Annotated in this window: 24 protein-coding genes and 1 pseudogene; 7 read left to right on the top strand and 18 right to left on the bottom strand. The window is 61.0% G+C overall.

The annotated features are described in order from the left end of the window. Window positions 1–28 precede the first annotated feature (28 nt). From LL06_RS01425 to LL06_RS01405, 5 genes are read right to left on the bottom strand one after another with little or no spacing between them, the layout of a single operon-like run. Window positions 29–766, bottom strand: coding sequence for an amino acid ABC transporter ATP-binding protein (locus LL06_RS01425; RefSeq protein ID WP_035521437.1), 738 nt, complete (start codon window positions 764–766; stop codon window positions 29–31). Then, the gene (locus LL06_RS01420) at window positions 763–1,872 is read right to left on the bottom strand and encodes an amino acid ABC transporter permease (protein ID WP_052161094.1); all 1,110 of its coding nucleotides are present in this window, start codon (window positions 1,870–1,872) and stop codon (window positions 763–765) included. The genes LL06_RS01425 and LL06_RS01420 overlap by 4 nt, the downstream gene beginning before the upstream one ends. 2 nt (window positions 1,873–1,874) lie before the next feature. Beyond that, window positions 1,875–3,080, bottom strand: a complete 1,206-nt coding sequence (locus LL06_RS01415) for an ABC transporter permease subunit (protein WP_052161093.1) — start codon at window positions 3,078–3,080, stop codon at window positions 1,875–1,877. A 10-nt stretch (window positions 3,081–3,090) separates the two neighbouring features. Continuing rightward, window positions 3,091–4,131, bottom strand: a complete 1,041-nt coding sequence (locus tag LL06_RS01410; RefSeq protein WP_244447001.1) for an amino acid ABC transporter substrate-binding protein — start codon at window positions 4,129–4,131, stop codon at window positions 3,091–3,093. A 58-nt stretch (window positions 4,132–4,189) separates the two neighbouring features. Further along, window positions 4,190–5,365: a PLP-dependent transferase gene (locus LL06_RS01405; RefSeq protein ID WP_052161092.1), complete on the bottom strand. Its 1,176-nt coding sequence runs from the start codon at window positions 5,363–5,365 to the stop codon at window positions 4,190–4,192. 114 nt (window positions 5,366–5,479) lie between these two features. Between LL06_RS01405 and LL06_RS01400 the strand changes: the two genes are divergently transcribed. Further along, window positions 5,480–6,394, top strand: coding sequence for a LysR substrate-binding domain-containing protein (locus LL06_RS01400; protein WP_035521298.1), 915 nt, complete (start codon window positions 5,480–5,482; stop codon window positions 6,392–6,394). Here LL06_RS01400 and LL06_RS01395 read toward each other — a convergent pair. The 5 genes from LL06_RS01395 to LL06_RS01380 form a co-directional block, all read right to left on the bottom strand. Next, on the bottom strand, window positions 6,391–9,555 hold the full coding sequence (locus LL06_RS01395; protein ID WP_035521296.1) for a CusA/CzcA family heavy metal efflux RND transporter: 3,165 nt from the start codon (window positions 9,553–9,555) through the stop codon (window positions 6,391–6,393). The genes LL06_RS01400 and LL06_RS01395 overlap by 4 nt on opposite strands. Beyond that, the gene (locus tag LL06_RS01390) at window positions 9,552–11,069 is read right to left on the bottom strand and encodes an efflux RND transporter periplasmic adaptor subunit (protein WP_244447000.1); all 1,518 of its coding nucleotides are present in this window, start codon (window positions 11,067–11,069) and stop codon (window positions 9,552–9,554) included. Before LL06_RS01390 ends, LL06_RS01395 begins: the two co-directional genes overlap by 4 nt. Next, window positions 11,066–11,467, bottom strand: coding sequence for a FixH family protein (locus LL06_RS01385; protein WP_035521294.1), 402 nt, complete (start codon window positions 11,465–11,467; stop codon window positions 11,066–11,068). The genes LL06_RS01390 and LL06_RS01385 overlap by 4 nt, the downstream gene beginning before the upstream one ends. Window positions 11,468–11,560: 93 nt before the next feature. After that, window positions 11,561–11,905, bottom strand: a complete 345-nt coding sequence (locus LL06_RS27150) for a hypothetical protein (RefSeq protein WP_152599448.1) — start codon at window positions 11,903–11,905, stop codon at window positions 11,561–11,563. Window positions 11,906–12,169: 264 nt separating this feature from the next. Continuing rightward, window positions 12,170–12,592, bottom strand: a complete 423-nt coding sequence (locus LL06_RS01380) for a helix-turn-helix domain-containing protein (protein ID WP_035521292.1) — start codon at window positions 12,590–12,592, stop codon at window positions 12,170–12,172. A 75-nt stretch (window positions 12,593–12,667) separates the two neighbouring features. Here LL06_RS01380 and LL06_RS01375 point away from each other — a divergent pair, with 75 nt between their 5' ends. From LL06_RS01375 to LL06_RS26690, 6 genes and pseudogenes are all read left to right on the top strand, one after another. Further along, window positions 12,668–13,066, top strand: a complete 399-nt coding sequence (locus LL06_RS01375) for a mercuric transporter MerT family protein (RefSeq protein WP_035521289.1) — start codon at window positions 12,668–12,670, stop codon at window positions 13,064–13,066. 13 nt (window positions 13,067–13,079) lie between these two features. Further along, a complete protein-coding gene (locus LL06_RS01370; protein WP_035521287.1) occupies window positions 13,080–13,409 on the top strand; it encodes a cation transporter in 330 nt (109 codons plus the stop codon). A 10-nt stretch (window positions 13,410–13,419) separates the two neighbouring features. After that, on the top strand, window positions 13,420–13,707 hold the full coding sequence (merF, locus tag LL06_RS01365) for a mercury resistance system transport protein MerF (RefSeq protein WP_244446999.1): 288 nt from the start codon (window positions 13,420–13,422) through the stop codon (window positions 13,705–13,707). After that, entirely contained in the window at window positions 13,704–15,059 is a 1,356-nt protein-coding gene (locus tag LL06_RS01360; RefSeq protein WP_035521285.1) for an NAD(P)/FAD-dependent oxidoreductase, read from the top strand. The genes merF and LL06_RS01360 overlap by 4 nt, the downstream gene beginning before the upstream one ends. A gap of 60 nt (window positions 15,060–15,119) precedes the next feature. Continuing rightward, entirely contained in the window at window positions 15,120–16,568 is a 1,449-nt protein-coding gene (merA, locus tag LL06_RS01355; protein WP_035521283.1) for a mercury(II) reductase, read from the top strand. Window positions 16,569–16,735: 167 nt separating this feature from the next. Then, a pseudogene (locus tag LL06_RS26690) lies at window positions 16,736–17,349 on the top strand (IS6 family transposase); the annotation flags it as partial. A 163-nt stretch (window positions 17,350–17,512) separates the two neighbouring features. Here the strand turns inward: LL06_RS26690 and LL06_RS01350 are convergent. From LL06_RS01350 to LL06_RS01315, 8 genes are all read right to left on the bottom strand, one after another. Next, on the bottom strand, window positions 17,513–20,068 hold the full coding sequence (locus LL06_RS01350; RefSeq protein WP_035521281.1) for an NAD-dependent epimerase/dehydratase family protein: 2,556 nt from the start codon (window positions 20,066–20,068) through the stop codon (window positions 17,513–17,515). Between the two features lie 273 nt (window positions 20,069–20,341). Next, window positions 20,342–20,776, bottom strand: coding sequence for a CBS domain-containing protein (locus LL06_RS01345; RefSeq protein ID WP_035521279.1), 435 nt, complete (start codon window positions 20,774–20,776; stop codon window positions 20,342–20,344). A 405-nt stretch (window positions 20,777–21,181) separates the two neighbouring features. Then, on the bottom strand, window positions 21,182–21,388 hold the full coding sequence (locus LL06_RS01340; protein WP_035521277.1) for a hypothetical protein: 207 nt from the start codon (window positions 21,386–21,388) through the stop codon (window positions 21,182–21,184). Between the two features lie 81 nt (window positions 21,389–21,469). Next, window positions 21,470–22,210: a cytochrome c biogenesis protein CcdA gene (locus LL06_RS01335; protein WP_035521275.1), complete on the bottom strand. Its 741-nt coding sequence runs from the start codon at window positions 22,208–22,210 to the stop codon at window positions 21,470–21,472. A gap of 30 nt (window positions 22,211–22,240) precedes the next feature. Continuing rightward, the gene (locus tag LL06_RS01330) at window positions 22,241–23,044 is read right to left on the bottom strand and encodes a DsbA family protein (RefSeq protein ID WP_035521273.1); all 804 of its coding nucleotides are present in this window, start codon (window positions 23,042–23,044) and stop codon (window positions 22,241–22,243) included. A 17-nt stretch (window positions 23,045–23,061) separates the two neighbouring features. After that, window positions 23,062–23,688: a hypothetical protein gene (locus LL06_RS01325; protein WP_052161090.1), complete on the bottom strand. Its 627-nt coding sequence runs from the start codon at window positions 23,686–23,688 to the stop codon at window positions 23,062–23,064. Beyond that, a complete protein-coding gene (locus tag LL06_RS01320; RefSeq protein ID WP_201772288.1) occupies window positions 23,685–24,059 on the bottom strand; it encodes a copper chaperone PCu(A)C in 375 nt (124 codons plus the stop codon). Before LL06_RS01320 ends, LL06_RS01325 begins: the two co-directional genes overlap by 4 nt. Window positions 24,060–24,134: 75 nt before the next feature. Further along, window positions 24,135–24,719 (bottom strand): SCO family protein, encoded by a 585-nt coding sequence (locus LL06_RS01315; RefSeq protein WP_201772284.1) that lies wholly within the window; start codon window positions 24,717–24,719, stop codon window positions 24,135–24,137. Window positions 24,720–24,830: the final 111 nt, after the last annotated feature.

Below are 24,830 nucleotides of genomic sequence, written 5' to 3'. Positions count from 1 at the left end.
GCTCCCCGTGGTTTTTTCCGCCTGCCGATCAGTATTGTACCTGCGCCAGGAAGGCGCGCGCGCGCTCGGTCTCGGGTTCGGTGAAGAAGCGCTCCGGCGGACAGCATTCCGCCACCCGACCAGCGCACATGAAGACCACTTCGTGGCAGACCCGACGGGCAAAGCCCATCTCGTGGGTGACGACGACCATCGTCGTTCCAGCCTCGGCCAGGCTGATCATCACGTCCAGCACTTCGCCGATCGATTCGGGGTCGAGCGCGGATGTGGGCTCGTCGAACAACAGCACCTCGGGCTGCATCGCAAGCGCGCGGGCGATGGCGACGCGCTGCTTCTGGCCGCCCGACAGTTGCGCCGGATATTTTCGCGCAAAATCGGCAAGCCCGACCTGCGCAAGCAGCATCTCGGCCTCAGCCTCGGCCTCGGCACGCGTAATGCCGAGGTTCACCCGCGGCGGCAGCGCCACGTTCGACAGAGCGTCGAGATGCGGAAAGAGGTTGAAGTCCTGAAACACCATCCCGACCCGGCGACGCAGCGCCACGAGGTCGCGCGGACGATGTCCCACTGGCCGACCTGACATAACCACCTCACCTTCCTCCCAGCTTTCCAGCCCGTTCAGGCAGCGCAGCAGCGTCGACTTGCCCGAACCCGACGGCCCGCAGAGCACCGTGCTGCATCCACGCGGCACCGTTAGCGCGATGTCGTCCAGAGCCAGGAAATCGCCGAACCATTTCGACAGTCCGACGACATTGATCGCAGCGGCGGTCATGTCCTTGCCTCCCGCGCGGCGCCGCGCGCCATGTCCCATTCGATCCGTGCGCTGACGCGAGAGAGAAGGAAACAGAAGCACCAGTAGACGATTCCGACGAAGATATACCCTTCGGTCGCCAGTCCCAGCCAATGCGGATCGGCCACTGCCGCGTTGACGATGTTGAGAAAATCGAAGAGCCCCACCACGAGGACATAAGTCGTGTCCTTAAACAGTGCGACGACGGTGTTGAGAATGCCGGGGATCACCGCCCGGATTGCTTGCGGGATCAGGATGTAGCCCTGTGCGGTCCAGTAGGTGAAGCCAAGCGCGGCGGCAGCCTCGGCCTGGCCTTTGCCCAGGCTTTGCAGCCCGCCGCGAAACACCTCGGCGAGGTAGGAAGAGGTGTAGAGCGTGATGCCCACCAGCGCGAGCGCCAGACGCGGCAGTTCGGTGCCTGGCGGCAACAGGAACGGCACCATGACCACCGAAATGAACAGGACGGCGATCAGCGGCAGGCCGCGCCAGACCTCGATGAAGACCGTGGACAGAACGCGCAGCGCCGGCAGGGACGAACGGCGGCCCAGCGCCAAGACAAGCCCGACCGGAAAGGCCAGCACGAAGGCGACGGTTCCGACATAGACCGTCATGGTCATGCCGCCCCATTGCGCCGTGCCGACGCCGCGCAGCCCGAGGGGCTCTCCCCACAGAACAAGCGTCGCGCCAACGGGATAGGCCGCCAGAGCTCCGGCGACAAGGCCCGAGCGCCCGCGAAAGGCGGGACCGAGCGCAATGGCCAGCGCCGCCACCGGCCAGATCAGGGCAACGGCGGCGCGCCAACGCTCCTGGGGCGGGAAAAAGCCGAAACCGAACTGCGGCAGACGGTTGACGATGAAGGCCCAGCAGGCGCCGGACGGATCGCACCCGCTTCTGTCCTCGGCCACCCAGGTCGCATCGAGCAGCGTCCAACTGATGAGGTCCGGGAGTATCCAGGCGGCGCCCAGCGCCAGGGCAAACCAAAGGATCAGGCTCACCGGGCTTTCCGCCGCCATGCCGCGCAGGCCCGACGAAATGCCGGTGCGGGAGACCTCGGGTGGCAGGCGGGGCGGAATGGTGGATAGGGTCATGGTCAGCGCCCCTTCAGGCTAACGCGGGTGTTCCAGGCTGCCGAGAGCGCGCCAAGGCCGAGACAGAGCGTCAGATAGACCGCCGCGGTCATCACCACGATTTCGATCGCGCGCCCGGTCTGGTTCAGCGAAGTGCCGAGAAAAACGGCGACCAGATCCGGAAAGCCGACGACGGTGGCGAGCGAGGACGCCTTGATCAGGTGGACGTATTGATTGGTGAGCGGCGGCACCATGAGACGCAGCGCCTGAGGCAATACGATGCGGCGCTGGATGAAGCCATCGCGCAGGCCCAGAGCGCGGGCGGCTTCGATCTGGCCATGATCGACGCTCTGGAGTCCGGCGCGAACGATCTCGGCGATAAAGGCGGCGTTGTAAAGCGTCAACGCCAGCAGCAGCGCTGCGAATTCAGGCATCATCTTTGCGCCGCCCCGAAAGTCGAAACCCCGAAACACAGGACGCTGCCAGTCGACATTTAGAACCGCGACGACCAGCAGGATCACGCCCACGGTTATCCCCGCAATCGTCGCCGCAAGATCACGCCGCACCAGCACGGGCGTGCGCGGCCTCAGAACCCAGGCTGCCACGAGGCCCAGACACCCGGCCACCAGCGCGCCAAGCGCGAGCCGAAGGTCCTGCCCCGGTTCAGGCCATGGAAAATAGATGCCCCGGTTGCTGAGATAGACCGCATCGCCGATGGCAATGGCCTCACGCACCACAGGCAGCGACCGCAGCGCCACGGTTTGCACGAAAATCAGGATCAGGAGCATCGGTACGTTGCGCAGCGCCTCGACATAGACCGTCGCGGCCAGGGTCAGCGGCCGGGCGGCGGAGACGCGGGCGAAGCCGACGACAAGCCCGAGAACCGTCGCCGTGACCAGGCTGAGACCGGCAATGAACAGCGTGTTGAGCACGCCGGCCAGGAACACCCGCCCGTAGGTCGAGGACTCGCTCATCTCGATGAGGCTGAAGCTCATCGCAAATCCCGCTTCCTGCCAGAGGAAGCCGAAGCCACCCGTCATCCCGTTCGCAGCGAGGTTGCGCGTGATGTTGGTGCCGAGATAGGCGAAGGCGGCCGCCACAAGCGCGATGGCCGCCGCCTGCTGCGCGAGCGCCGCCCACGGCCATCGCCTCCGGGGACGGCGACGCGGTGCGGACGGCGTCGACACGGGCACGCCGCGATCGGTCACATTGGATACCACGTCGGCCATCGCAATCGCCTTATCGCACCGGAGGTGCGTACAGCAGCCCGCCCTGGGACCACAGCGTGTTCACACCACGGGCGATGTTTGCCTTGCTGTTCGAGCCCAGCGTGCGCTCGAACAACTCGCCGTAGTTGCCGGTTGTCTGGATCGTCTTCACGGCCCAGTCATTCGGAATGCCCAGTTTGGTGCCGAATTCGCCTTCGGCGCCCAGGAAGCGTCGAAGTTCGGGCTTTTCGGTCGTCGCCGCCATCTCGGCAACATTCGCCTGCGTGACGCCGAATTCCTCCGCGATGATCAGGGCATGGCGCGTCCACTCGACCACATCCTCGAACTGCTGGTCGTCTTCGCGGACAACCGGCCCGAGCGGCTCTTTCGATATCACGTCGGCAAGGATGGTGTAGGAGTCTGGATCCGAGAGACCCAACCGGTAGGAGGCGAGCCCGCCCACCTCGTTGGTATAGGCGTCACAGCGGGCGGATTCCAGGTTGGCGATGCTCTGGTCGGGCGAGCTTACGGTGATCGGAGTGTAGTCCATCCTATTGGTCCGGAAATAGTCGGCGAGATTGAGCTCGGTCGTGGTGCCGGAGGTCACGCAGATCGAGGCTCCGGCAAGTTCCTTGGCCGACGTGATGCCGCTTGCCTTGCTGACCAGGAAGCCCTGGCCATCATAGATGTAGATGCCGGCCCATTCCAATGCGAACTCGGTATCACGCGACATCGTCCATGTGGCCGACCGCGCCAGCATGTCGACGCTGCCCGACTGCAGCGAGGTGAATGCATTCTTGAACTCAAGCGGCACGAAATTGACCTTGGCGCCGTCGCCAAGGATGGCCGCCGCGACGGCACGGCAGAAATCGGCCTCGAATCCGGTCCAATTGCCCTGATCGTCGAGCGTGCTCTTGCCGATCGACGTGCCAGTGCTGACGCCGCAGTTCAATTCGGCCCTGCCCTTGATCGCATCGAGCGTCGGTCCAGCCACCGCTGCGGCCGGCAACAATAACGCCGATCCGGCGGCAAGCAGCGCAATCTTTGTCCTGTTCAATCGCATCTCGATCATCTCCTTTGGCGCCGTGTTCATTATAGCCCAGACCTGGCGCACCGCCCGGGCGCAATCGTCATTCCGCCGCGTCGCGCGCGGCGCCGCGGTAGCGTGCGAGCCCGCGCGCCAGATCCCGTTGCAGATCCTCAAACGCCTCAAGGCCGACGCCGATACGCACCAGCGGGCCGGCGTCGGCCCACTGGACCGGGTCACGCAGTACCGACATGTCCGCTGGCGCGAACAGGCTGTGAAGTCCGCCCCAGCTTGCGCCGATGCGAAAGACGTCGCAGTTTTCCAGGAAGGCCGGCAGGTTCGCTGCGTGGTGCGGGTCAAGCAACATCGAAAAGATTGCGCCAGCTCCGGTGAAATCGCGCGCCCAAAGGGCGTGGCCCGGATCGCCCGGAAGCGCGGGATGCAGCACGCGCGTCACCCCGGTCTGCGTGCTCAGCCACTCCGCCAGCGCCAGCGCCGTCGCGGCCTGCCGGTCCAGCCGCACCGCCAGCGTGCCCAGACCCCGAAGGGTGAGCGCGCAGTCGTCGGGGGACACGCCATAGCCCAAAGTGCGCGAACGGTCCTTCAAGGAACGGAACCTGGCCTCGTCGGCGACGGCGACCGACCCCATCAGCACGTCCGAATGGCCGCTTATGTATTTCGACAATGCCTGCACCGCGAAATCCACTCCGTGCGACAGTGCCCGGAAACCGAGCGGCGAAGCCCATGTGCCATCCGAGGCCACGGCCGCGCCGGCCCGGTGAGCGGCTGCGACGATGCCCGGAATATCCTGCATCTCCATTCCGAAGCTGCCCGGCGCCTCGACCCAGACAAGGCGCGTCCGTGGCGACAGCAGGTCGTTCATGTCGGCGTCGGGCGCGTAGTCGCGCGCCACTATCCCGAGCGGACCGAGAAGATGCCGCGCCGCCTGCCGCGACGGACCATAAGAGCTTTCGGGGATCAGTATCTCGTCGCCCGCCGACAGCACCGTCAGGTTGACCAGCGTGATAGCTGCCATCCCCGAAGGGGCCAGCACAGCTCGCGCGCCTCCCTCGAGGGCGGCTATCGCTTTCTCGAGTGCCCGGGCCGCCGGGTGGCTGTAGAGCCCGTAGGCGTAGCCGTCATAGAATTGCCGGTGGCGATCGAAGAACTCCGCGACCGTGTCGAAAAGAACGGTCGAGCCACGATGCGGCGGAACCGTGAGCGCGCGAAACGGCAGGTCGTCGCCCCAGTTCTTCAGCAGTTCGGTATCGGTCTTCATCGGCTATCCCAATTGGCTACTCAAATATCTCTTGCACATGGTGTGAAATACGATCCATAAATACAAATACAAAATTATACATAGTCTATGCAGAAACCTGATAGGGTACGTCTCATGAATTTCCGCCAGGTAGAAGCCTTCCGGGCACTGATGCTCTCAGGTACGGCAAGCCGCGCGGCCGATATGCTGCGCATCTCGCAGCCCGCCGTCAGCCGCCACATCGCCGAGTTCGAGGCCGCGACACGCCTCTGTCTGTTCGAGCGTGAAAAGGGCCGGCTGAAACCGACGGCAGAGGCAATAGCCCTTTTCGAAGAGGTGCAACGCGTCTTCACGGGACTGGAGCGGCTGCGGTTCGCCGCCGAGAACATTCGCAGTTTCACGCGCGCACGCCTGCGGGTGGTCAGCCTGCCGGCGCTGGGCCATGCATTCCTGCCACTTGTCATCGGACGTTTTGCCCAGGCGTTTCCGGAGGCTTCGGTCCTGCTCCAGGTGCGCAGTTCGGAATATGTGCGGGAAGAGGTTGCGACGGGCAATTTCGATCTCGGCTTCGCCGCCGACGAAATCAGCCTGGCCGGGGTGGCGGCGGAGCCGTTCTCGGCCGTGCCTGCCGTCTGCATCCTGCCTTGGGACCATGAGCTGGCCAAATGCGCCGAGATCCGGCCGGAGATGCTTGACGGCGTGCGTTTCGTGACACTTGCCAGTGGTGACGCCGCCCGAGCCCGGTTCGATCGTCTGTTCGCGGAGGCCGGCGTCCAGCCGCTGATCGTCGGCGAGACGCAGTATTCGCTCACGGTCTGCAACCTGGTGCGGCACCGTGTCGGTATCGGACTCGTCAATCCGTTCTCCCTTGACGGCCTCGACCTTGCCGGACTCGTGACGCGGCCTTTCAAGCCGGCCATACAATTCCGATCGCTTCTCGTCCGGCTCTCGGACGCGCCGGCCTCCCGGCTCATCGACGCGTTCGTCGGCTTCGCGACTGAGGCCCGTGACGCCGTCGCCAATGTCAGCCGCTTTCCACCCAGCAACTAAGTCGACAGAACACCTGATTGCGGCTTTCGTGCGCCGTTCAGGGACAGGGCGCGCTCGAGCCCGAACCCCTTCACCAGGGCATAAATTGCCGGGATGACAACCAGTGTCAGGATGGTCGATGACACCATTCCGCCGATCATCGGCACGGCAATGCGCTGCATGATTTCCGATCCGGTGCCATGGCTCCATAGAATTGGAACCAGGCCTGCCATGATGGCAACGACAGTCATCATCTTCGGGCGCACGCGTTCGACGGCGCCTTCCATGATAGCCGCCGCAATGTCGGACTTGTCCAGCTGACGGCACTCTTTCAGCGCCAATGCCTTGCGCGCATCGAGCGCGTGGTCGAGATAAATCAGCATAATGACGCCAGTCTCGGCCGCCACACCCGCAAGCGCAATAAAACCGACGGCGACTGCAACCGAGAGGTTGAAGCCCATCCACCACATCAGCCACAGGCCGCCAACCAGCGCAAACGGCAAGGACAACATGACAATCAAGGTTTCCGTAATGCGCCTGAAGTTGAGATAGAGCAGCAGCAAGATCAGAAGCAGCGTCAACGGCACGACAATGGCGAGGCGTTTTTTTGCACGTTCGTAGAATTCGAACTGGCCGCTCCAGATGGCATAGTAGCCGGGCGGGAAGTCAACGCTCTGCGCCACTGCTTTCTTGGCGTCGGCGACATAGCTGCCCAGATCGCGTTCGCGGGCATCGACGAAGATGTAGGCGGCGAGTTGTGCGTTCTCGGTCCGGATAGAACCCGGCCCGCGGACCAATGAAACCTTGGCTATCTGGCCGAGCGGGATCGACGCACCTCCGGCAAGCGGCACCAGCACCTCGCGGGCGATCGCCTGCGGATCTGAGCGCAGGTCGCGCGGATACCGAATGCTGACGGCGTAGCGCTCGCGGCCCTCAACAGTCGTGGTCACGGTCTCCGCGCCGATGGCGGAAGCAACCACCTCCTGCACGTCGGCAATCGACAGTCCGTAGCGCGCGAGCTCTCGGCGATCCGGCTCGATATCCAGATAGTACCCGCCGTTGATGCGCTCGGCGAAGGCACTGGAGGTTCCGGGCACAGTCTTGATCGCCGCCTCGATCTGACGCGCGAGCTTTTCAATCTCGACCAGATCCTGTCCAATCACCTTCACACCGACCGGCGTCCGGATGCCGGTCGCCAGCATGTCGATGCGCGCCTTGATCGGCATGGTCCATGCGTTTGAAACGCCAGGAAACTGCAAGGCGCGATCCATTTCCTGGATCAGCGAATCAATGGTGACGCCGGGGCGCCACTGTGATTCAGGTTTCAGATTGATCACCGTTTCGAACATCTCGGTCGGAGCCGGGTCCGTGGCAGTCATCGCACGGCCCGCCTTTCCGAACACACTCTCCACTTCCGGGAAGGTCTTGATGATCCGGTTTTGTGTCTGCAACAATTCGGCAGACTTGGTGATGGAAAGCCCCGGCAACGTGGTCGGCATGTACATGATCGTGCCTTCATTGAGGCTTGGCATGAATTCGGAGCCGATCTTCGTCGCAGGCCAGACGCTGACCGCAAGCACGGATATTGCCACCATGACAGTGAGGGTCTTGGCCCTCAGCACTGCTGCGATGATCGGCCGATACAGCCAGATGAGCAGGCGATTGACCGGATTGCGGTGCTCGGGAACGATGCGGCCGCGCACGAACAGCACCATCAGAGCCGGAACGACCAGGACCGACAGAAGCGCTGCCGCCGCCATGGCGAAGGTCTTGGTCCAGGCCAATGGCTTGAACATCAGGCCTTCCTGCGCCTCCAGAGCGAAAATTGGCAGGAACGACACCGTGATGATGAGCAAGGAGAAAAACAAGGACGGGCCGACTTCGGATGCCGCCTCCATCAGCACCTCGGTGCGCGGCTTGCCTTCCGGCGCCCGTTCGAGATGCTTGTGCGCATTCTCGATCATGACAATGGCCGCGTCGATCATCGCGCCGATGGCAATGGCGATGCCGCCAAGGCTCATGATGTTGGAGGATATGCCGAGCGCCCACATGCAGGTGTAGGCGATCAGGATTCCGAGCGGCAAGGTGACGATGGCGACCAGCGCGCTGCGCAGGTGAAGCAGGAAGATGAAACAGACCAGCGCGACGATAAGGCTCTCTTCAATCAGTGTCGCCTTGAGTGTTTCGATCGCCCGTTCGATCAGCAGCGAGCGGTCATAGACCGGAACGATTTCAGTGCCCAAGGGAAGGCTGGTGGATATGTCAGCCAACCGGTCCTTGATGTTGGCAATGACATCGAGCGCGTTCTGGCCATAGCGCTGAATGGCGATGCCGGATACGACCTCGCCCTCGCCATCGAGCTCGGCGATGCCGCGCCTTTCATCCGGTGCAAGTTCGACCCGCGCGACGTCCTTCAACAGGACCGACGTTCCCGCTTCCGCCCGCAAGACGATCTGCTCGAGGTCGTCAATTCCACGCAGATAACCGCGCCCGCGCACCATGAACTCGGTTTCGGCCAGTTCGACGACACGCCCGCCAACATCCATGTTGGACTGGCGAACGGCGGTGCGGATGTCGGCAAGCGTCAGATCGAAGGTGCGCAAACGCCGGGGATCGACAACGATCGAGTATTGGCGGACAAAGCCGCCGACACTTGCGACTTCGGCCACCCCTTCCGCCTTGGCGACGGCAAATCGGATCTGCCAGTCTTGCGTCGTGCGCAGTTCGGCAAGCGTGCGTTGCTTGGCCATCACCGCGTATTGGTAGACCCAACCGACACCGGTGGCGTCCGGTCCGAGCGACGGCACGACGCCCTGCGGCAGCGATCGCGTCACGGCGGACAGATACTCAAGAACACGCGAACGCGCCCAATAGATGTCAGTTCCTTCCTCGAAAATTACGTAAACGAAAGAGACGCCGAAGAACGAAAAGCCGCGCACCACTTTCGATTTCGGCACCGACAACATCGCCGTGGACAGGGGATAAGTGACCTGATCCTCGATCACTTGCGGGGCTTGCCCGGTATATTCCGTATAGATGATCACCTGCGTGTCGGAGAGATCGGGGATCGCGTCCAGCGGCACGCGCGTGACCGCATACACGCCGACGGCCGAGGCGATAACGGTCAGGATCAGCACCAGCCCAAGATTGCCGGCCGACCAGCGAATGAGGCGTGCAATCATTGCTTCGCCTCTTCCTTGCCATCCGACGTGCTTCCGGCTTCGGAATCGTCTCCCGAGGTAAAGCTTGAAAGGGCGGCCTTCAGATTGCTCTCGGCGTCGATCAGAAAATTGGCCGAGACAACGACATTCTCGCCGGGTGCGATACCCTCGACAATCTCGACATATCCGTCACCGCGAAGGCCGACCTTGACCGGTCTCGGATCAAACCGTCCTTCGCCAAGTTCGACCAGGACAACCTGCCGATTGCCGCTGTCGATGAGCGCCGAATCTGGAACGACCAACCGGTCGGCATCGGCGCTACCGGCATTGAATTCGACATCGGCGAACATCTCGTACTTGATGCGGTGATCCAAATTGTCGATTTCCACACGCACCTTGGCGGTGCGGCTGCTCATCTCCAACTCGTTCTGGATGAACGTGACCCTGCCGGCGAACGTCTCGTTGGGATAGGCGCGGAAGGTGACTTTCGCCGTCGATCCCGTCAGGATGCCGGAAAGATCCTGCTCGGCGACATCGGCGATCACCCAGACGCTTGAGAGATCGGAAAGCATGAGCATTTCCTCTCCGGCGCGCATCATCATGCCTTCGATCGCCTTCCTTCTCAGTACGATCCCGGTGGCGGGCGCGGGCCAGTCAATCGATACAACAGGCTCCTTGGTGCGTTGCAGGGTCTCGATGATTTGTTGGGGGATTTGCAGGTTCCGCAATCGCTGCAAGGCGCCGGCCTGAGCACTGCGTTCTTTCCCGGCAATGCGGTAATCCACCTGTACCTTGACCATTTCCGGGCTGTAGACCTTGAACAAGGGTTCCCCCTTGCGCACCAGCTTGCCGGTCTCGTTGGCGAACAGGGTTTCAATAAAGCCGTCAGCGCGAAGCGAGACCGAATAAAGTGCGCGTTCGTCGGGCTTGGCGACGCCGGGCGCTCGGATTGGCCGGGAGAGTTGGCGCATCACCGCCGGTTCGGTGCGCACGCCTGACCGCTGCACCTTGCCAAGGCTGATCCTGACCGTGTTGCCGTCCTCTTCCTCGCCCTCGTAGACAGGAATGTAGTCCATCCCCATCCAGTCCTTCTTGGGCTCCGGCGACGTATCCGGCAGGCCCATTGGGTTGCGGTAAAACAAGATCTTCTTTGCATCCGATACCGCTGCCTTTTCCGGTTGCGGATCGAAATTGATGTCCTGGCTGGCGTGGACGGCAACAAATTCCCTACCATCCTGCGTCTTTTGTGGACCCGCCGAATAGGCGGGTAGCCCGTCAGGGTGACGATAGTAGATCACCGGCCCCTCGCCTTCGACTGGCGTCGTCAACTGTTGCGGATCACCCAGCCATTGCGAAAGGACGGGAATGTCCAATGAAAAACCGGCCTCGTTCTTCGCAACCCAATACCCCGCGCCGCCTCCGGCGCTTGTCAGAAGCAGGGCAACGGCCGTCATGAACAGCCACCTGCCGGGACGGGGCTTGTTGTTCGGTTCGGCATCAGCGGCTGAGGCGGGGATGAATGACATCTGGTTCATTGGTCCACCGCCTGGAAGACGAGGCGACCTTGCAACGTGCCCTCTTCGCCCTGAATCTTGGCGGCCAGTGAAAGCCTCCACCCTCCGGCCATCGCCAGTGCAGCGGTGAAGCGGTAAACGCCCGCCTCTGTACCGGGTGCAGCCTCGAGCGCAGCTGTCATCGTTTCCATGCCGTCCGGCTCCATGTCGAGCCGCGAGGCAAAGACGATGGCGTCGTTCACCGGTTCAAGCGTTTTGCGATGAACAATCCGCACGGCGATGATCGCGGTGTCTGCCTGCGTGACGCTTGGAGAAACCAGCTGGAACTCGTAGTCGGCGATGGCCGCATAGGCACTAGAGGAGGCTGCAATGACAGCAAGGGTTGCCACCACCATGGCGACGAGATGGATGCGGAACATGTTTCAAGTTATCCTTCGTTCCCGGGCAAGCCCAAATGGGCTGGTGCCGCACAATTCATGCGGTAATTTTCAGGCCGGTGGCGCAAACGCGCTTCAGGAACGGGGAGGATAACCAGGAGGCGCGGAATCGAACCGCGTCAGATGTTCGGCATTGGCGACCGGCCAATCGATTGCCGACAGGATGCTGGAGCCGGATGCCGTGTCATATCGGACTTCGATATTGGGTATCTGCAAACCGCAGATCACCACGGTTTCACACGCCGGATCCATCTCTGGATGGCCATCTTCGGAGCCGGCGCAGCACGCCACATCGCCACTTGCAATGCTGGCTGAAGAGACATGTTCAGCCATCGGGCATGCAACGCTCACCGATACGGACCACACCATCAAAAGTGCGATCGTAACAACCAGTCTCGCAAGTGCCTTAAAATGCAGCATTCGTCATCCTCTTCCTGCCGGCTACACGGAATTCTCGGAATTGTAAAATGAAAATGATGTGAGGATGCTGCTGCGCCACATCAACCGATGCGTCTGATTGTCTGCCCGCAGGCAAGATCGGCTGGGCGTCGACGAACTCATGCCGCGCTGGGAAAAACTGACTAGCGAACTTGCAGAACGAGGCCGTCACCTACCCTGCTTTTCGGGGACGATGCCGTCTGGCGCATTCTCCCGTTGCCGATCCGGGCGTTACAAAACGAATGGCTAGGGGAGCTCAGACGTCAGCGCTTCCAGGACCGGGCATTCAGGCACATCCTTGCCGGAGCATTGCGCGGCGGTTTCCGCCAGAACCTTCTCAATGCGTTGGAGATCGACGATCTTGGCGCGAACATCGGCCAGATGCTGTTCGGTCCGATCCTTTACTTCGGCGCAGGTCTGTGTGCCATCGTCAACGAGGGTGAGCAGACCGCGGATCTGCTCAACGGAAAAGCCGAGTTCGCGGGCACGCAGAATGAAACGCAGGCGGGAAATGTGGCTATCATCATAGATGCGGTAGCCCGATGCCGTGCGTGGCGGGTCCGGCATCATGCCGGTCTTCTCGTAATAGCGGATGGTTTCGAGATTGCAGCTCGTGCGCCTTGCCAGTTCGGCGCGCTGCAATGTCCTCCCGGAAACGTAATCGGTCATTGATCACAAACCCCTTGAGTCTGTAGTTGCTACAGACTGTAGCGTGCCTTTGAATGAAATTCGAGGGCGCACCGCATGAGTGACATGGAAATCGGAACCGGGGCGCTGGACGCGCCGATACTGGTGTCGGATCGAAAGAAGGGATGGTTCGCCGTCGGCGGTGTCATCGGCGCCATTCTGGCTTCGACCTGCTGCATTGCACCGCTTGTGCTGCTGACTCTCGGCATTTCGGGCGCCTGGATCGGCAACCTCACCGCGCTTGAGCCCTACAAGCCGATCTTCGCCGGAGTGGCGCTCGTCTTCATTGGGCTCGGTTTCAGGCAGATCTATTTCAAGGCCAGGCCTGCTTGCGAGGGAGGGTCTTACTGCGCCCGGCCAGAATCTTCCCGCATTACCAAGACCGCCCTGTGGCTCTCGACCATGCTGGTCGTGATGGCGCTGACCATCAATTGGTGGGCACCGATTTTCTACTAAGGAGAAGACCGTTATGAAACCAACATTCATCATTGCAACCGGATTGCTTGTGCTGGGCGTATCCAGTCTGGCTCTCATCGCCACTGTCGCGTCGCCGGTCCCTGTCGCGGCAGCTCAGGCAGCTTCGAGCGATAAGACGACCACCTTCGATGTACCGGACATGACCTGCGCGCTGTGTCCCGTCACAGTGAGAAAGGCAATGGAAAGCGTTGAAGGCGTTCGGTTGGTCACGGTCGATTTCGATGCCAGGACCGCAACCGTCGTGTTCGATCCGTCCAAGGCAACCATCGGTTCCATCGCCACAGCCTCGGAGAACGCCGGGTATCCCGCGCACGCGAAATAGGGCTGACGCGGTGAACGACCGGCCCCTACTCGGCGTCGTGATCGACGGCGCGGCATTTGCGGCGCTGTGCTGTTTCACGCCGGCGCTTTTGGTGTTGGCGGGCGTGGTTGGCCTATCCGCAATCACCGGCTACCTTGACCATGTCCGGTTGCCCGCGCCGGTGCTTTTTCATCGGCCTCGCCGTCTACGCCGTCTGGCGCCGGAAGCGGCGCTTGACGAGATCATGATTGTCGAGCCCGGAACTGCCGCGCCGACCATGATGAGCCGGCCCAATCCGATGAGGAGGAGACACACATGAGTGACGCATTTGACTACGACCTGATAGTGATCGGGGCCGGAACCGGCGGCAGCGGGGTTGCCCGGATGACCGCGGCAGCAGGCTGGAAGGTCGCCATCATCGACAGCCTGCCCTACGGCGGGACCTGCGCCTTGCGCGGTTGCGACCCGAAGAAAATGCTGGTGGCCGTGACCGAGGGCATGGACTGGGCGCAGAACCTGAAGGGCAAGGGTCTTGAGGCTCAGACCTCTGTCGATTGGCAGGACATGATGGCCTTCAAGCGCAGCTTCACGGACGCCATGCCGATGCGCATCGAGACCGGGCTTGAAAAGGCGGGCGTTGCGACGCTGCATGGCGACCCGCGGTTCACCGCCCCCGACACGATCGAGATGAACGGGGAAAGCCTGCGCGCAAGGCATTTCCACATCGCCACCGGCGCGCGGCCGATGACGCTGAACATCCCCGGCGAAGAGCTGCTAATGACCAGCACCGATTTCCTCGACCTGCCGGAGCGGCCGGACATGGTCGTCTTTGTTGGCGGCGGATTCATCGCTATGGAATTCGCTCATATCGCCAAACGCGCCGGTGCGAGCGAGGTCACGGTTCTGGAGATGGCGGAGCGGCCGCTCGGCAATTTCGATCCAGATCTTGTCGCAATACTGGTCGAGGCCACCGCCGAACTCGGTGTCGCCCTGCGCACCGAAGCGAAAGTGCTGAAGATCGAGAAACAGGGCGGTAAACTCGCCGTCTCCTTCGAGACACCGGGCGGCATCAAGGTGGTTACCTGCGATACCGTCGTCCACGCCACCGGACGTGTGCCCGATATCGACGGACTGAACCTCGCCGCCGCCGGTGTGGAGCATGGACCACGTGGCATCAGGGTCGACGCCGCGATGTGCACCACCAATCCAAACATATTCGCCGCCGGAGACTGCGCCGACAGCGGCCCCAACCTGACCCCGGTTTCAGCCTACGAAGGCCGGATCGCCGCCGAGAACCTGCTGGCTGGCAAAGACGAGCGCAGCGTGTCCTACCCGCCGATCCCGAGCGTTGTCTTCACCCTGCCCATGGTCGCGACCGTCGGACTATCGGAGACGGCTGCGCGGGAGAAGGGGCTGAAGTTCGACACCCACTTCGAGAAGACACAGAGCTGGTATTCCTCAATGCGGGTCGGTGCGAAATGGACGGGCTACAAGGTTCTTGTCGAACAGGAGACCGGCCGAATCCTTGGCGCGCATCTGATAGGTCCGGGCGCCGAGGAACAGATCAACCTGTTTGCCATGGCGATAGGAGCGGGCCTGACCGCCAACCAGATCAAGGCAATGATCTTTGCGTATCCGAGCTACGCCTCGGACATCGGCTCAATGGTGTGACGCAGGATTTTCGGGCATCGCCATGACGACAGTCCCCATCAAAAAAAAAGGAAAACGACAATGGACCAGCAAGTGGACACCGGTGACTGCTGCACTACCGGCGGGGCCGAAAGCCAAGCTTTCGACATCGCCGTTATCGGGGCCGGCTCGGCGGGCTTCTCCGCCGCGATCGCCGCCGCCGAACAGGGGGCGAATGTCGCGCTGATCGGCCATGGTACGATTGGCGGCACCTGCGTCAATGTCGGCTGCGTGCCCTCCAAGACCATGATTCGTGCCGCCGAGGCGGTGCATGGCGCAGGCAGGGCAGGCCGGTTTCCGGGGCTTGCCGGTGAAGCCCACGTCAGCGATTGGCGCGCGCTGGTTGCGGCCAAGGACGATCTGGTCGGAACGCTCAGGCAGAAGAAATATATCGACCTGCTGCCCGAATATAATGGCGTCGCATATATGGAGGGGATTGCACGACTCAATGGATCGGGCGTGCTGGTGGATGGAAGTCCGATCAGCGCCGGCAAGATCATCATCGCCACGGGTGCATCGCCGGCGATTCCTTCCATCCCCGGTATAGAGCATATTCCTTACCTCACCAGCACCACCGCGCTGGAGCTTGGGGAACAGCCACGCTCGCTTCTGGTCATTGGCGGCGGCTACATCGGCTGTGAACTTGCACAGATGTTCGCGCGCCTCGGCACCAGAGTGACGCTGGTCACGCGCTCGCGCCTCTTGCCCGGGGCAGAACCCGAAATAGCGCAAGCGCTCGCCGGCTATCTGGCCAACGAAGGCATCACGGTTCGCACCGGACTGAGTTATTCCGGAATCGCGCAGCAAAATGGCGAAATCAGGCTGTCCGTTGATGTGGGTGGTCGTGCCGAAACGCTCACCGCCGAGCAGGTCCTCATGACCGCCGGACGCACACCCAATACGGCTGGCCTTGGCCTGGATGAAGCTGGCATAAGGCTGGCACCGGGTGGTGGAATTGCTGTCGATGACAGAATGCGCACCTCGAAATCCGGCGTCTATGCCGCTGGCGATGTAACCGGGCGCGATCAGTTCGTCTATATGGCGGCCTATGGTGCCAAACTCGCTGTGCGCAATGCGCTGAACGGCGATAGCCTCGTCTATGACAATACCACCATGCCATGGGTGGTGTTCACCGATCCGCAGGTGGCGGGCGTAGGGCTTTCGGAAAGCCAGGCCCGCAAACAGGGATTCGACGTGAAGACATCGGTTGTGCCGCTCGACCAGGTGCCGCGCGCGCTGGCTGCCCGCGATACCCGTGGCCTCATCAAGCTGGTGGCAGATAAAAAGACCGGCCGCTTGCTCGGTGCGCAGATCCTCGCACCGGAAGGCGCCGACAGTATCCAGACAATGGCGCTGGCGATTAAGTTCGGGATGGCCACGAAAGATCTCGGCGAAACGATCTTTCCCTACCTCACCACGGTCGAGGGGCTGAAACTCGCCGCCCAGGGGTTTACTAGGGATGTGGCGAAGCTCTCCTGCTGTGCGGGGTGACGACGCAAGGGGTTCAGTCACGTTGCTGCAGCGGTCTTCTCATGTGTTGACTCCCTTCCGATTGTACGGAGTGCATGTTTATCCAAGTAGGGTGAGGACCTATGGCAATGGGGCAGCGTCGCCTTAAGTTTTGTGCGTTAGAGCATTTGGCATGAAAACTTCTCCTTTTGCTTGCAGAGCGCGGGATCGACGTTTCGTTTCAGACGGTATCGGAATGTGATGCCAAATTTGGCTCCGAATTTGCGACTTCGCTCCCTCGGCGCTCAAAGCGCGGCTTTGCCGATAAATGGCACCTCGATGAATGGTGGTAACGATGAAGGGACAGAAAGTACTGGCTCTGGCGAACCGTCGATGCTGAAGGCTATGTTCTCGATGCCCTTTTGCAAAGCCGTCGCAACAAAAAGGCAGCGCTGAAATTGATGCGCAAGTTGCTCAAAGGCCAGGGCGTCACGCCCCGTGTGATAGTGACCGACAAACTCTGCTCCTACGACGCCACAAAAGCGATATCATGCCCGGCATTGAGCATCGTTCGCATTAGGGGCTGAACAATCGGGCCGAGAATTCCCATCTCCGGATAAGGAGGAGGGAACGGATCATGATGCGGTTCAAGTCAGCCACGCAATGCCAACGATTCGTTTCAAGCCGCGGCCCTATTTCGAACCTCTTTCTAATTCACCGCAAACATCAAACTGCCGCCGATCGCCGAACGCCTCGCACTGAGGCTATGGCTTCTAATCACGCTGCTGAACGCCACATAATGTCGGCCGCAGCAACACTCTGACGGCCTTTTCAAATTAAGGCGACGCCGCCATACCGCCCACCGAAACGATTTCTTCCGCATTGCCTCATCGGCGGTGAGGCGTGGATAGAGTGGGGATCAAAGTTCGCCGGGTCCCCGTTTCGCGATCCGGTGGCTCAACAACCGCGAAACTTCGCCGGCCCCGTTAGAGGATATATCTGTCCCAGCTTCCATAATGCTCTTTGCTGCGGCGTCCTCGGGGCAGGCTCAGTGCCACCAGTGAAATCCCCGCTGCAATCCCAAAGAAGCTGCCGGCCACCGTACTGCCGCTTAGCAGCAGCGGTGCGACTACCAGCCATAGCCCAAAAATGACGTTCAAGAATCGCAGCGGGCGTGCCACCTCGGCCCAGGCGATGACGGCGGTGGTCAGGACCAATGCACCCAGCAGGTGGTCGCTGTTTGCCATTGCCGCTTCATTACCAAAGACCGAGCGAGACGCCAGCATCAGGAAGGCACCGATTGCAGCACTCAGCCCAAGTGTCCATGGTACGGTGACGCCGACTGCGCTTTGCCGCAGGATCTGCATAGGTGGCGCGTCGAAGCTCATTTCGCCGCCGGTCGAACCACCGGGCAGAGAATCACCCCTGAAGAACGCGCGCCAGAACGGCCTGCCCCGGCGCGTGTTCCAAACCATGAACTGCACCATCGCGACAATCTCATCGAGCGAGAACGGGATCATGATCAGCATCGCCAGTGCCGCCATCAGGCAGATCGTGCAATAGGTACCGATCGCAATCGGCTGTATGATGATGAAATAGATGCTGACGACGCCGAGCGGCCCGACCACAATCCCGAACAGTGCAACCATCCAAGGCATCGTGCGCCACCGCCGACGGCTGCCCATCACGCCCATCAATATTTCGAACATGTAGCTCATGGCACCAAGGCCGCCATCTGCAATGGGCCAAGCTTTCGAGACATCCGAGGTGATGATGTATTCAGTGCCATTGAGCGACGAGGGGGACGAAAAGAACGGTTCCCAGACGCCATCGATGTGGCCGAGCTGGTAGGCAGACAGGATACGCGACAGGAGAAAGCCTACGACACCCAGCGCGATGATCGGCAGGCGCTGGACATATGTGGAAGGGCAATAGGTCCAGCCGGGCGGAATGTCGGAGTCATCCATCATCCCCCCGCGCGACATGCCAGGCATCATGGGGATCAGGATTGTCAAGGCGATGACAAGTGCGCCGATCAGCGTGTCGTTTGCATAGACGGCCGCATCCGGCGTCCAAAACACCAGCGGCGCCGCCAGCAACCAGACCCCCAATGCTGCATTCGCCCATTGTGCCCAGCCATTGCCGGGGCGCAGAGAAAGGCCGGCAAAGACCATGATGGCAAGCCCGGTAAAGACATCGTTCCACGCGGTCAGCCAGCTTCGGGTCGCGGCAGGCCATAGCCCGCGATCCGCCGTCACCCGCTGGACCGCAGCGCTGAACTCGGTCTGATCGAAGGTGCCGAAAACAGATGGCGCGGTGGCAAGCCAGAGGCCCAGGGCCATGACGAGCCAATGCACCCAAAGCATCGAGAAATGCATCTTTCGCATATGCGCGTCGTGCTTACGCCTGTCCTCGTTCGCTTCGGCCTCGGACGGCGCCTTCTTGGCAGCCTCTTCCGCCGCGGCGTTCTCGACCTTGGCCGCCGAAACCCGGGCGGCGTTCAATCCGTTCGCTTCGTACCACCCGTAGGGATCGACCTTCAGGCGCTGAAGAATTCCCGGCATGTCGTCGCGCAGACTGTGCTCAGGCTTCCAATCCAGGTGCTTTTTCGCCGCCGAAAGATCGAGCTCATAGTGATCGCTGGAAATATCGACCATCCATGCCCGGATAAAGGCGTCCTCGCCAAAAATCCTGTTCTCCGTCCATGCGCCCAGCTTGGCCAGCTGTGGTGGCACATTCCAGGTGACCCAGTCCTCGTCATGTAGCTCGCGCCCGATCAGGCGCTGCAACTCTCCGAACCGAATCGGGTCGGCCTCGCCCAAAAGCACCGGAAAGACGTCCGGCAGATTGGCGCGGCGGTCGACGATGCGTTCCACGGCGTCGAGAAAATCATCGAGATGCAGGAAGGCCTGCCCGCGCGACAGATCACCGGGATAGACCTTACCGCTGAACCGTCGTTCGTGAATGCGGGCGATCTGGTGGGTCAGAAATGTCGACTGCCCCTTGTCATCGTAGATGCCCGCAGGGCGCATCAGCACGAGTTTCTCCTCGCCCCGCTCCTCGCGCAATACCTTCTCCGTGCGCACCTTCGACGCGCGGTAAGGAAACTTGGGATCGAGAGGATGATTCTCGTCTATCGGCTCGCCTGGCTCGGTCGGCGCATGTGCAAGCATGGTGGACGCGAAGATGAACTGTTCCAGCTCGAACGCCTGAAGCCCCTTCAGCAGCCGTTTCGAACCCTCCACCGTGACGGCATCATATGCGGGATCATCCTCGCCGCTGAGATCGAAATAGCCCGCGAGGTGAACGCAGGCGGCTATCCTGTCGCCATACGCAAATCGCACGCGTTCAAGCGCGATATCGACACTTACCTGATCGGTGATGTCGAAACAGACGCATTCGGCCTGATGTGGGGGATGCGGCGGCGCATACCGGTCAAGTCCGACGACGCGATAGGTTCGGTGCAACCGGCGCACCACTGCGGAACCAAGAAATCCGCTTGACCCAGTAACAATGACGACAGGCCTGCTTTCATCCGTCATGGTCTCGCTCCGGTTTCAAGCTATGTGCGCAGGTATTTCACCAACGCCACAACCGCTAGAACCAGCAACGCCACGACAAGAAGCCATATAAATCCCATACCGAGCATCATGCCACCATCCATCATCATCCAATCTCCTTGTTTTTATTTCTGTCCCGAATTGAGCCGGCGCTCCCGCCCGGCTTACTTTCCCGTGCTGGAACGTAGTGACGCGGGCTACGCGGCTGCCAGCGTGAGCGAACACGCCAGCCGCCGCGAGTCTCTCACCGAAAATTCAGCAGCAGCCAGATTTCCGATCCGACTTCGAGATCTCCTGTACAAGTTCGGCGGTCTCTTCACCGTCGGCATCACGCGCTATGTCCGCTTGGGCAATCATCCCACAACACTTGCCTGTATTGTCTGTAACGACGGCCCGCCGGACTTGCCGTTCTTCCATCTTGTCGCAGCATGACGAAACGTCCTCATCCGGTGTCGTCGTCAGCAGGTCGGTGGACATCACTTCGGATACGGGAGTCTCATTCGTCCTGCCTTCGGCGACTGCGCCGCAGCAGATGTCGCGATCGGTCACGATACCCACCGGTTCCCCGGCGTCGTTGAGCACGGGAACCGACCCTACCGATTTGTCAGCCATAATCCTTGCTGCATCCTGAATGGTGCTATTTGGGCCGCAACAGGCAGGGTCGCGCGTCATAATTTCCTGAACTTGCATGTCAACACTCCTTTTCTTAGGCGAGTACAACGGAGAATCCCGGAATATGTTCCGAGCCCGGCACAATCAGAAGGATTCTTTGCAGTAGATGTCGGACACGATACCTGCGGGGTAGTGTGTATCTTCCCCCCTCGATCCGGCCGACAACAGGCCGGTAGCACCAGGCAGAATGACGGGTGCAGGCGCAAATGCAGCAACTCGCGGCGAAATCCAGCCGACAATGCCGGTCTCGCGAACCTACGCTTCTCTACCGACATCGCCTCTTGCTATCGCCGCTACCCAGCATCGGCCGAAGCGGTGGCGATAGCTTCGACGCTGGCAACGGATATATCAAACACGACCGTCGCCATCAAAACAACAACTGACAAGAGTGCCGTGGTGGGCGATTGCGCCTGTCCGTAGAATTTACGGCTTCCAGGAGTCGCGGGGCTCGATCAGATCGCGATAGGAATCGATCAGTGGACGGTTTCTCACAGTAGACCTCGCGTGCTCACCATCCAGTTTCTCCAGTGCTGCGAGCATGAATTCAGCGATGTCCGGCCGACCTTGCCGGCAGGCATATCTGAACACGCGCAGGATATCCCGCTCCAGGATTTCGGTTTTCGAGATCACAGCTACCTCCCTATAAAAGTCAAGCCTGCGCCTTTCAGCGACGGGAATGTCAAATCACAATTTCCTCAACGGGCCGTTGGCCTAGCCGATTGTAGACAGCAACGGGAACGTCTCCAAAAGCCAGAAGGCGAAAGAGGACAGATATCCTGTCATCATGGCGACTCCCATCAAGATCATAACCGCTCCGGCGAATGTCCGCAGAATACGCCCGAGGCGACCGAAGGTCTTCAATCTTGCTGCCAAGGCGCCGGTGAAAACGGCGGCAAGCAGGAACGGCACACCGAGGCCCAGCGAGTAGATCGCTAATAGTGCGACGCCGTCGGCGACCGAGGCTGATGCCGCGCCAACGGTCAAAATGGCACCGAGGATCGGACCGATGCAGGGGGTCCAGCCGAAGGCGAATGCCAGGCCGAGCACATAGGACGATACGGCCTTGCCGCCGGGCAGATCCAGGTGAAACCGTGCCTCGCGCATCATCCACGTGGGTCGAATGGTTCCGAGCATGAACAACCCGAACAGCGTAACAATCCCGCCTCCGACGATGTTCATCTCGAAGCGGTAGCGAAGCAGCAATTGCCCCAACGCTGTAGCGCTGGCTCCAAGGATGACAAAGACGGTTGTGAAGCCGAGCACGAAGCAGAGGCTGAAACCGAGCGCTGCGCTTCGCGCAATAGAAACCTCACCTGAGGGTGATGTAAACGTCGACCGGCCGGCGACATAGGAAACATACCCCGGCACCAACGGCAGTACGCAAGGCGACAGGAACGAGACAATGCCGGCAACGAAGGCGCTCAGGATACCAATATTGGAGAGTTCAAGCATTCGGAGGGCCTTTCAAGTCTTCTTCCGAGCTCACCGGTCACCGCTTTTCCGGGCACGCGCGATCAGCGTTTGCATGGTTTGCAGGTCGGTGGCGCCGCGCAATATTTCGTCACCGATAACAAAGCCCGGCGTACCGTTGATCCGCAGAACTTGGGCGAGCGCAAGGTTGCGCGCGATTTCAGCGTCGACAGCAGCATCAGCCATATCGTTTCGCAGCAGCTCGACATCCAGGCCGATTTGCCCAGCAACCTCCATCACTCGCCCCTCGTCGGCAGCTCCTGACACCTGCATCATTGCTTTATGGAATTCGGGGTAGAGGTTCTGCTGGCGGGCCGCAAGAGCTGCCTTGGCTGCGAACACGGAATTTGGCCCGAGGATGGGAAACTCCTTGTAGACGATGCGTAGTTTCAGATCGTCTGCTTCCGCCGCCATCATCGTTGGCGCAACCTGGCGGCAGTAGGAACAATTGTAATCAAAGAATTCGACCAACGTCACATCGCCTTGCGGATTGCCACCGACTGGACTTTCCGGGCTGTTGAGCAGTTCATCACGATGGGTGGCAAGGGCCGCCTGCGCTTCTGTCTGTTCCACCTCCCGTTGCTTTCGTTCGAGGTTCTGCATGGCCTCGACGATGACCTCCGGATTGGCTACAAGATAGTCGCGCACCCGCCGCTCAAACGCGTCCTGCGGCAGGTTCTCCGATCCGATAGTAGGCTGCTGGCCGGTCCTGAACCCCGGATCGAGCAGATACCAGGCGCCTGCCGCAATGATCAGCAGCAGGGGCAGCATGAGAAAGCCGAAGCGGCGCCCCGTGAATTTCGAAAATTGCGTCAACTTCCTTCTCCCGCTGTTCAGAACAGACCTGTCAGCCATCCCCACCACCCCTTTTCGGTAGGCGGCATTGGCGCATGCGCGTTGTTGATGAGCTGGTTGATGTAGAGGGTCAGATTTGTCTTGCTGAAATCGGATCCATGGAAAATACCGGCATGCCGTCCGTTGCGGTCGATGACATGCGCCATCGGCAACTCCTGGTCGCGGCCGCTGAACGCCGCAAATCGATCCGCCAGACTGGCGGTTGTCTCGTCGTCCGATGGGATCACGCGCCGCCAGTTCGCCTGGTCCGACGGAGCCTGGGTCGAGGCATCTGCGTCAAGGACGGTTACAAACGTGACCATTTGCTTCATCGGCGAAGCATTCACCTGTTCCTGCACGCCTGCGAGAACGGCTTGCTGTTTGGTGCATGGACTGTCACAGTTCTGCGGAACAAAGCTCAGCACGATGATCTGATCATGGAGATCGCCGAGGCGCAGGACGTCACCGTCCGGTTCTTCGAGGCTGAGTTCGGGCGTGGAAGGGCGATCCGCGACCTCGAAGGCCAGTTCGCGATCGGTCATCACCTCATCGATGCGCTCACCGGGATGGTTTGCGAATGCCGGCTGTGCGACCAGCAGGGCGGCCAGGATTAGGAAGCGCTTCATTCAGAAACCTCCCTTGGCCCCTCGGCCGCTATTCCGAGCACGGAGACCTCTATCTTGATCTCTCCGGCGTTCTCGAAGTTGAGCGTCATAGGGAATGTCGTTCCCTCGCTGAGTTTGTCTTGCAGTCCCATCAGCATCAGGTGCATGCCGCCGGGCGCGAGCGTAAACCGCTCACCCGATGGCAATTCAAGCGTTTCGATGTGTTTCATGCGGCTTATGTCGCCGTCCTTTTCGACTGCGTGAATCATGACGTGGCCGGCGACAGGCGTGGCCACACCGAGGAGCCGATCCGCCACAGCACTCTCGATCGTGAGATAGGAGGCGACCGGCCGGGACGCGAGGACGGAGGCGCGCGCCCATGCATCGGAAATGCGGACGCTCTCCTCTGCGAGTGTCGGCGATGCCGCCCGCCCAGACCGCCACCGCTATTGCAATCAGTATTTTCATCATTGTTTTCTATTCATTCTTGCAAGGACATCGACGGCCATCTCTTCCGCGGACTGTTCGCCTTCGCGGAAGACATCCTCAAAGCGGCCTTCGGGTGTCATCAGGTAGATGTGCCCGGAGTGCGCCATCAGATATCCGTCCGGCGCTGTTTCCTCTTCCATCTTCTCGTAGTAGACGCGGAAGGATTGGGCAGCTGCGGCAACCGCGGCTTCGGATCCGGTCAGTCCAACCAGCTTCGGGTGGAAGGCCTGGACATATTCCGCCATCACCTCCGGCGTATCGCGCGACGGGTCGACGGTGATGAAGATCGGTGCGACCCGCTCGACCTCGCCGCCAAACCGATCCAGCACATTCGCCATGTAGGCGAGCGTGGTCGGGCAGACGTCGGGGCAATAGGTGAATCCGAAGAACACGAGTTGCCAGCGCCCGAGGAAGTCGGCCTCGGTCACGCGATTTCCGTTGTGGTCGATCAACGAAAACTCGGAGCGAATTGCGGCCTCGCCGGTGGTGACCGACGGCGGCTCGCGGACGCCGATCGTCCGGACGAAATAGGCACCACCGATCACCAACGCGGCAATGGTCACCAGGAACCACAGGCCGTAGCGAATTCGTCTGAGATGTGTTGTTTTGCCTGATGTCATGTCTGTTTCTCGCAGCCCCCCGCTCGGACCAAATGTCCGGGCGGGGGGATCTCA

It is taken from the genome of Hoeflea sp. BAL378, from assembly GCF_000759435.1.
In the GTDB taxonomy this organism is placed as follows: domain Bacteria; phylum Pseudomonadota; class Alphaproteobacteria; order Rhizobiales; family Rhizobiaceae; genus Hoeflea.
Note: the sequence above shows the minus strand (reverse complement) of the source record. Positions and strands in the feature narration are given on the sequence as shown.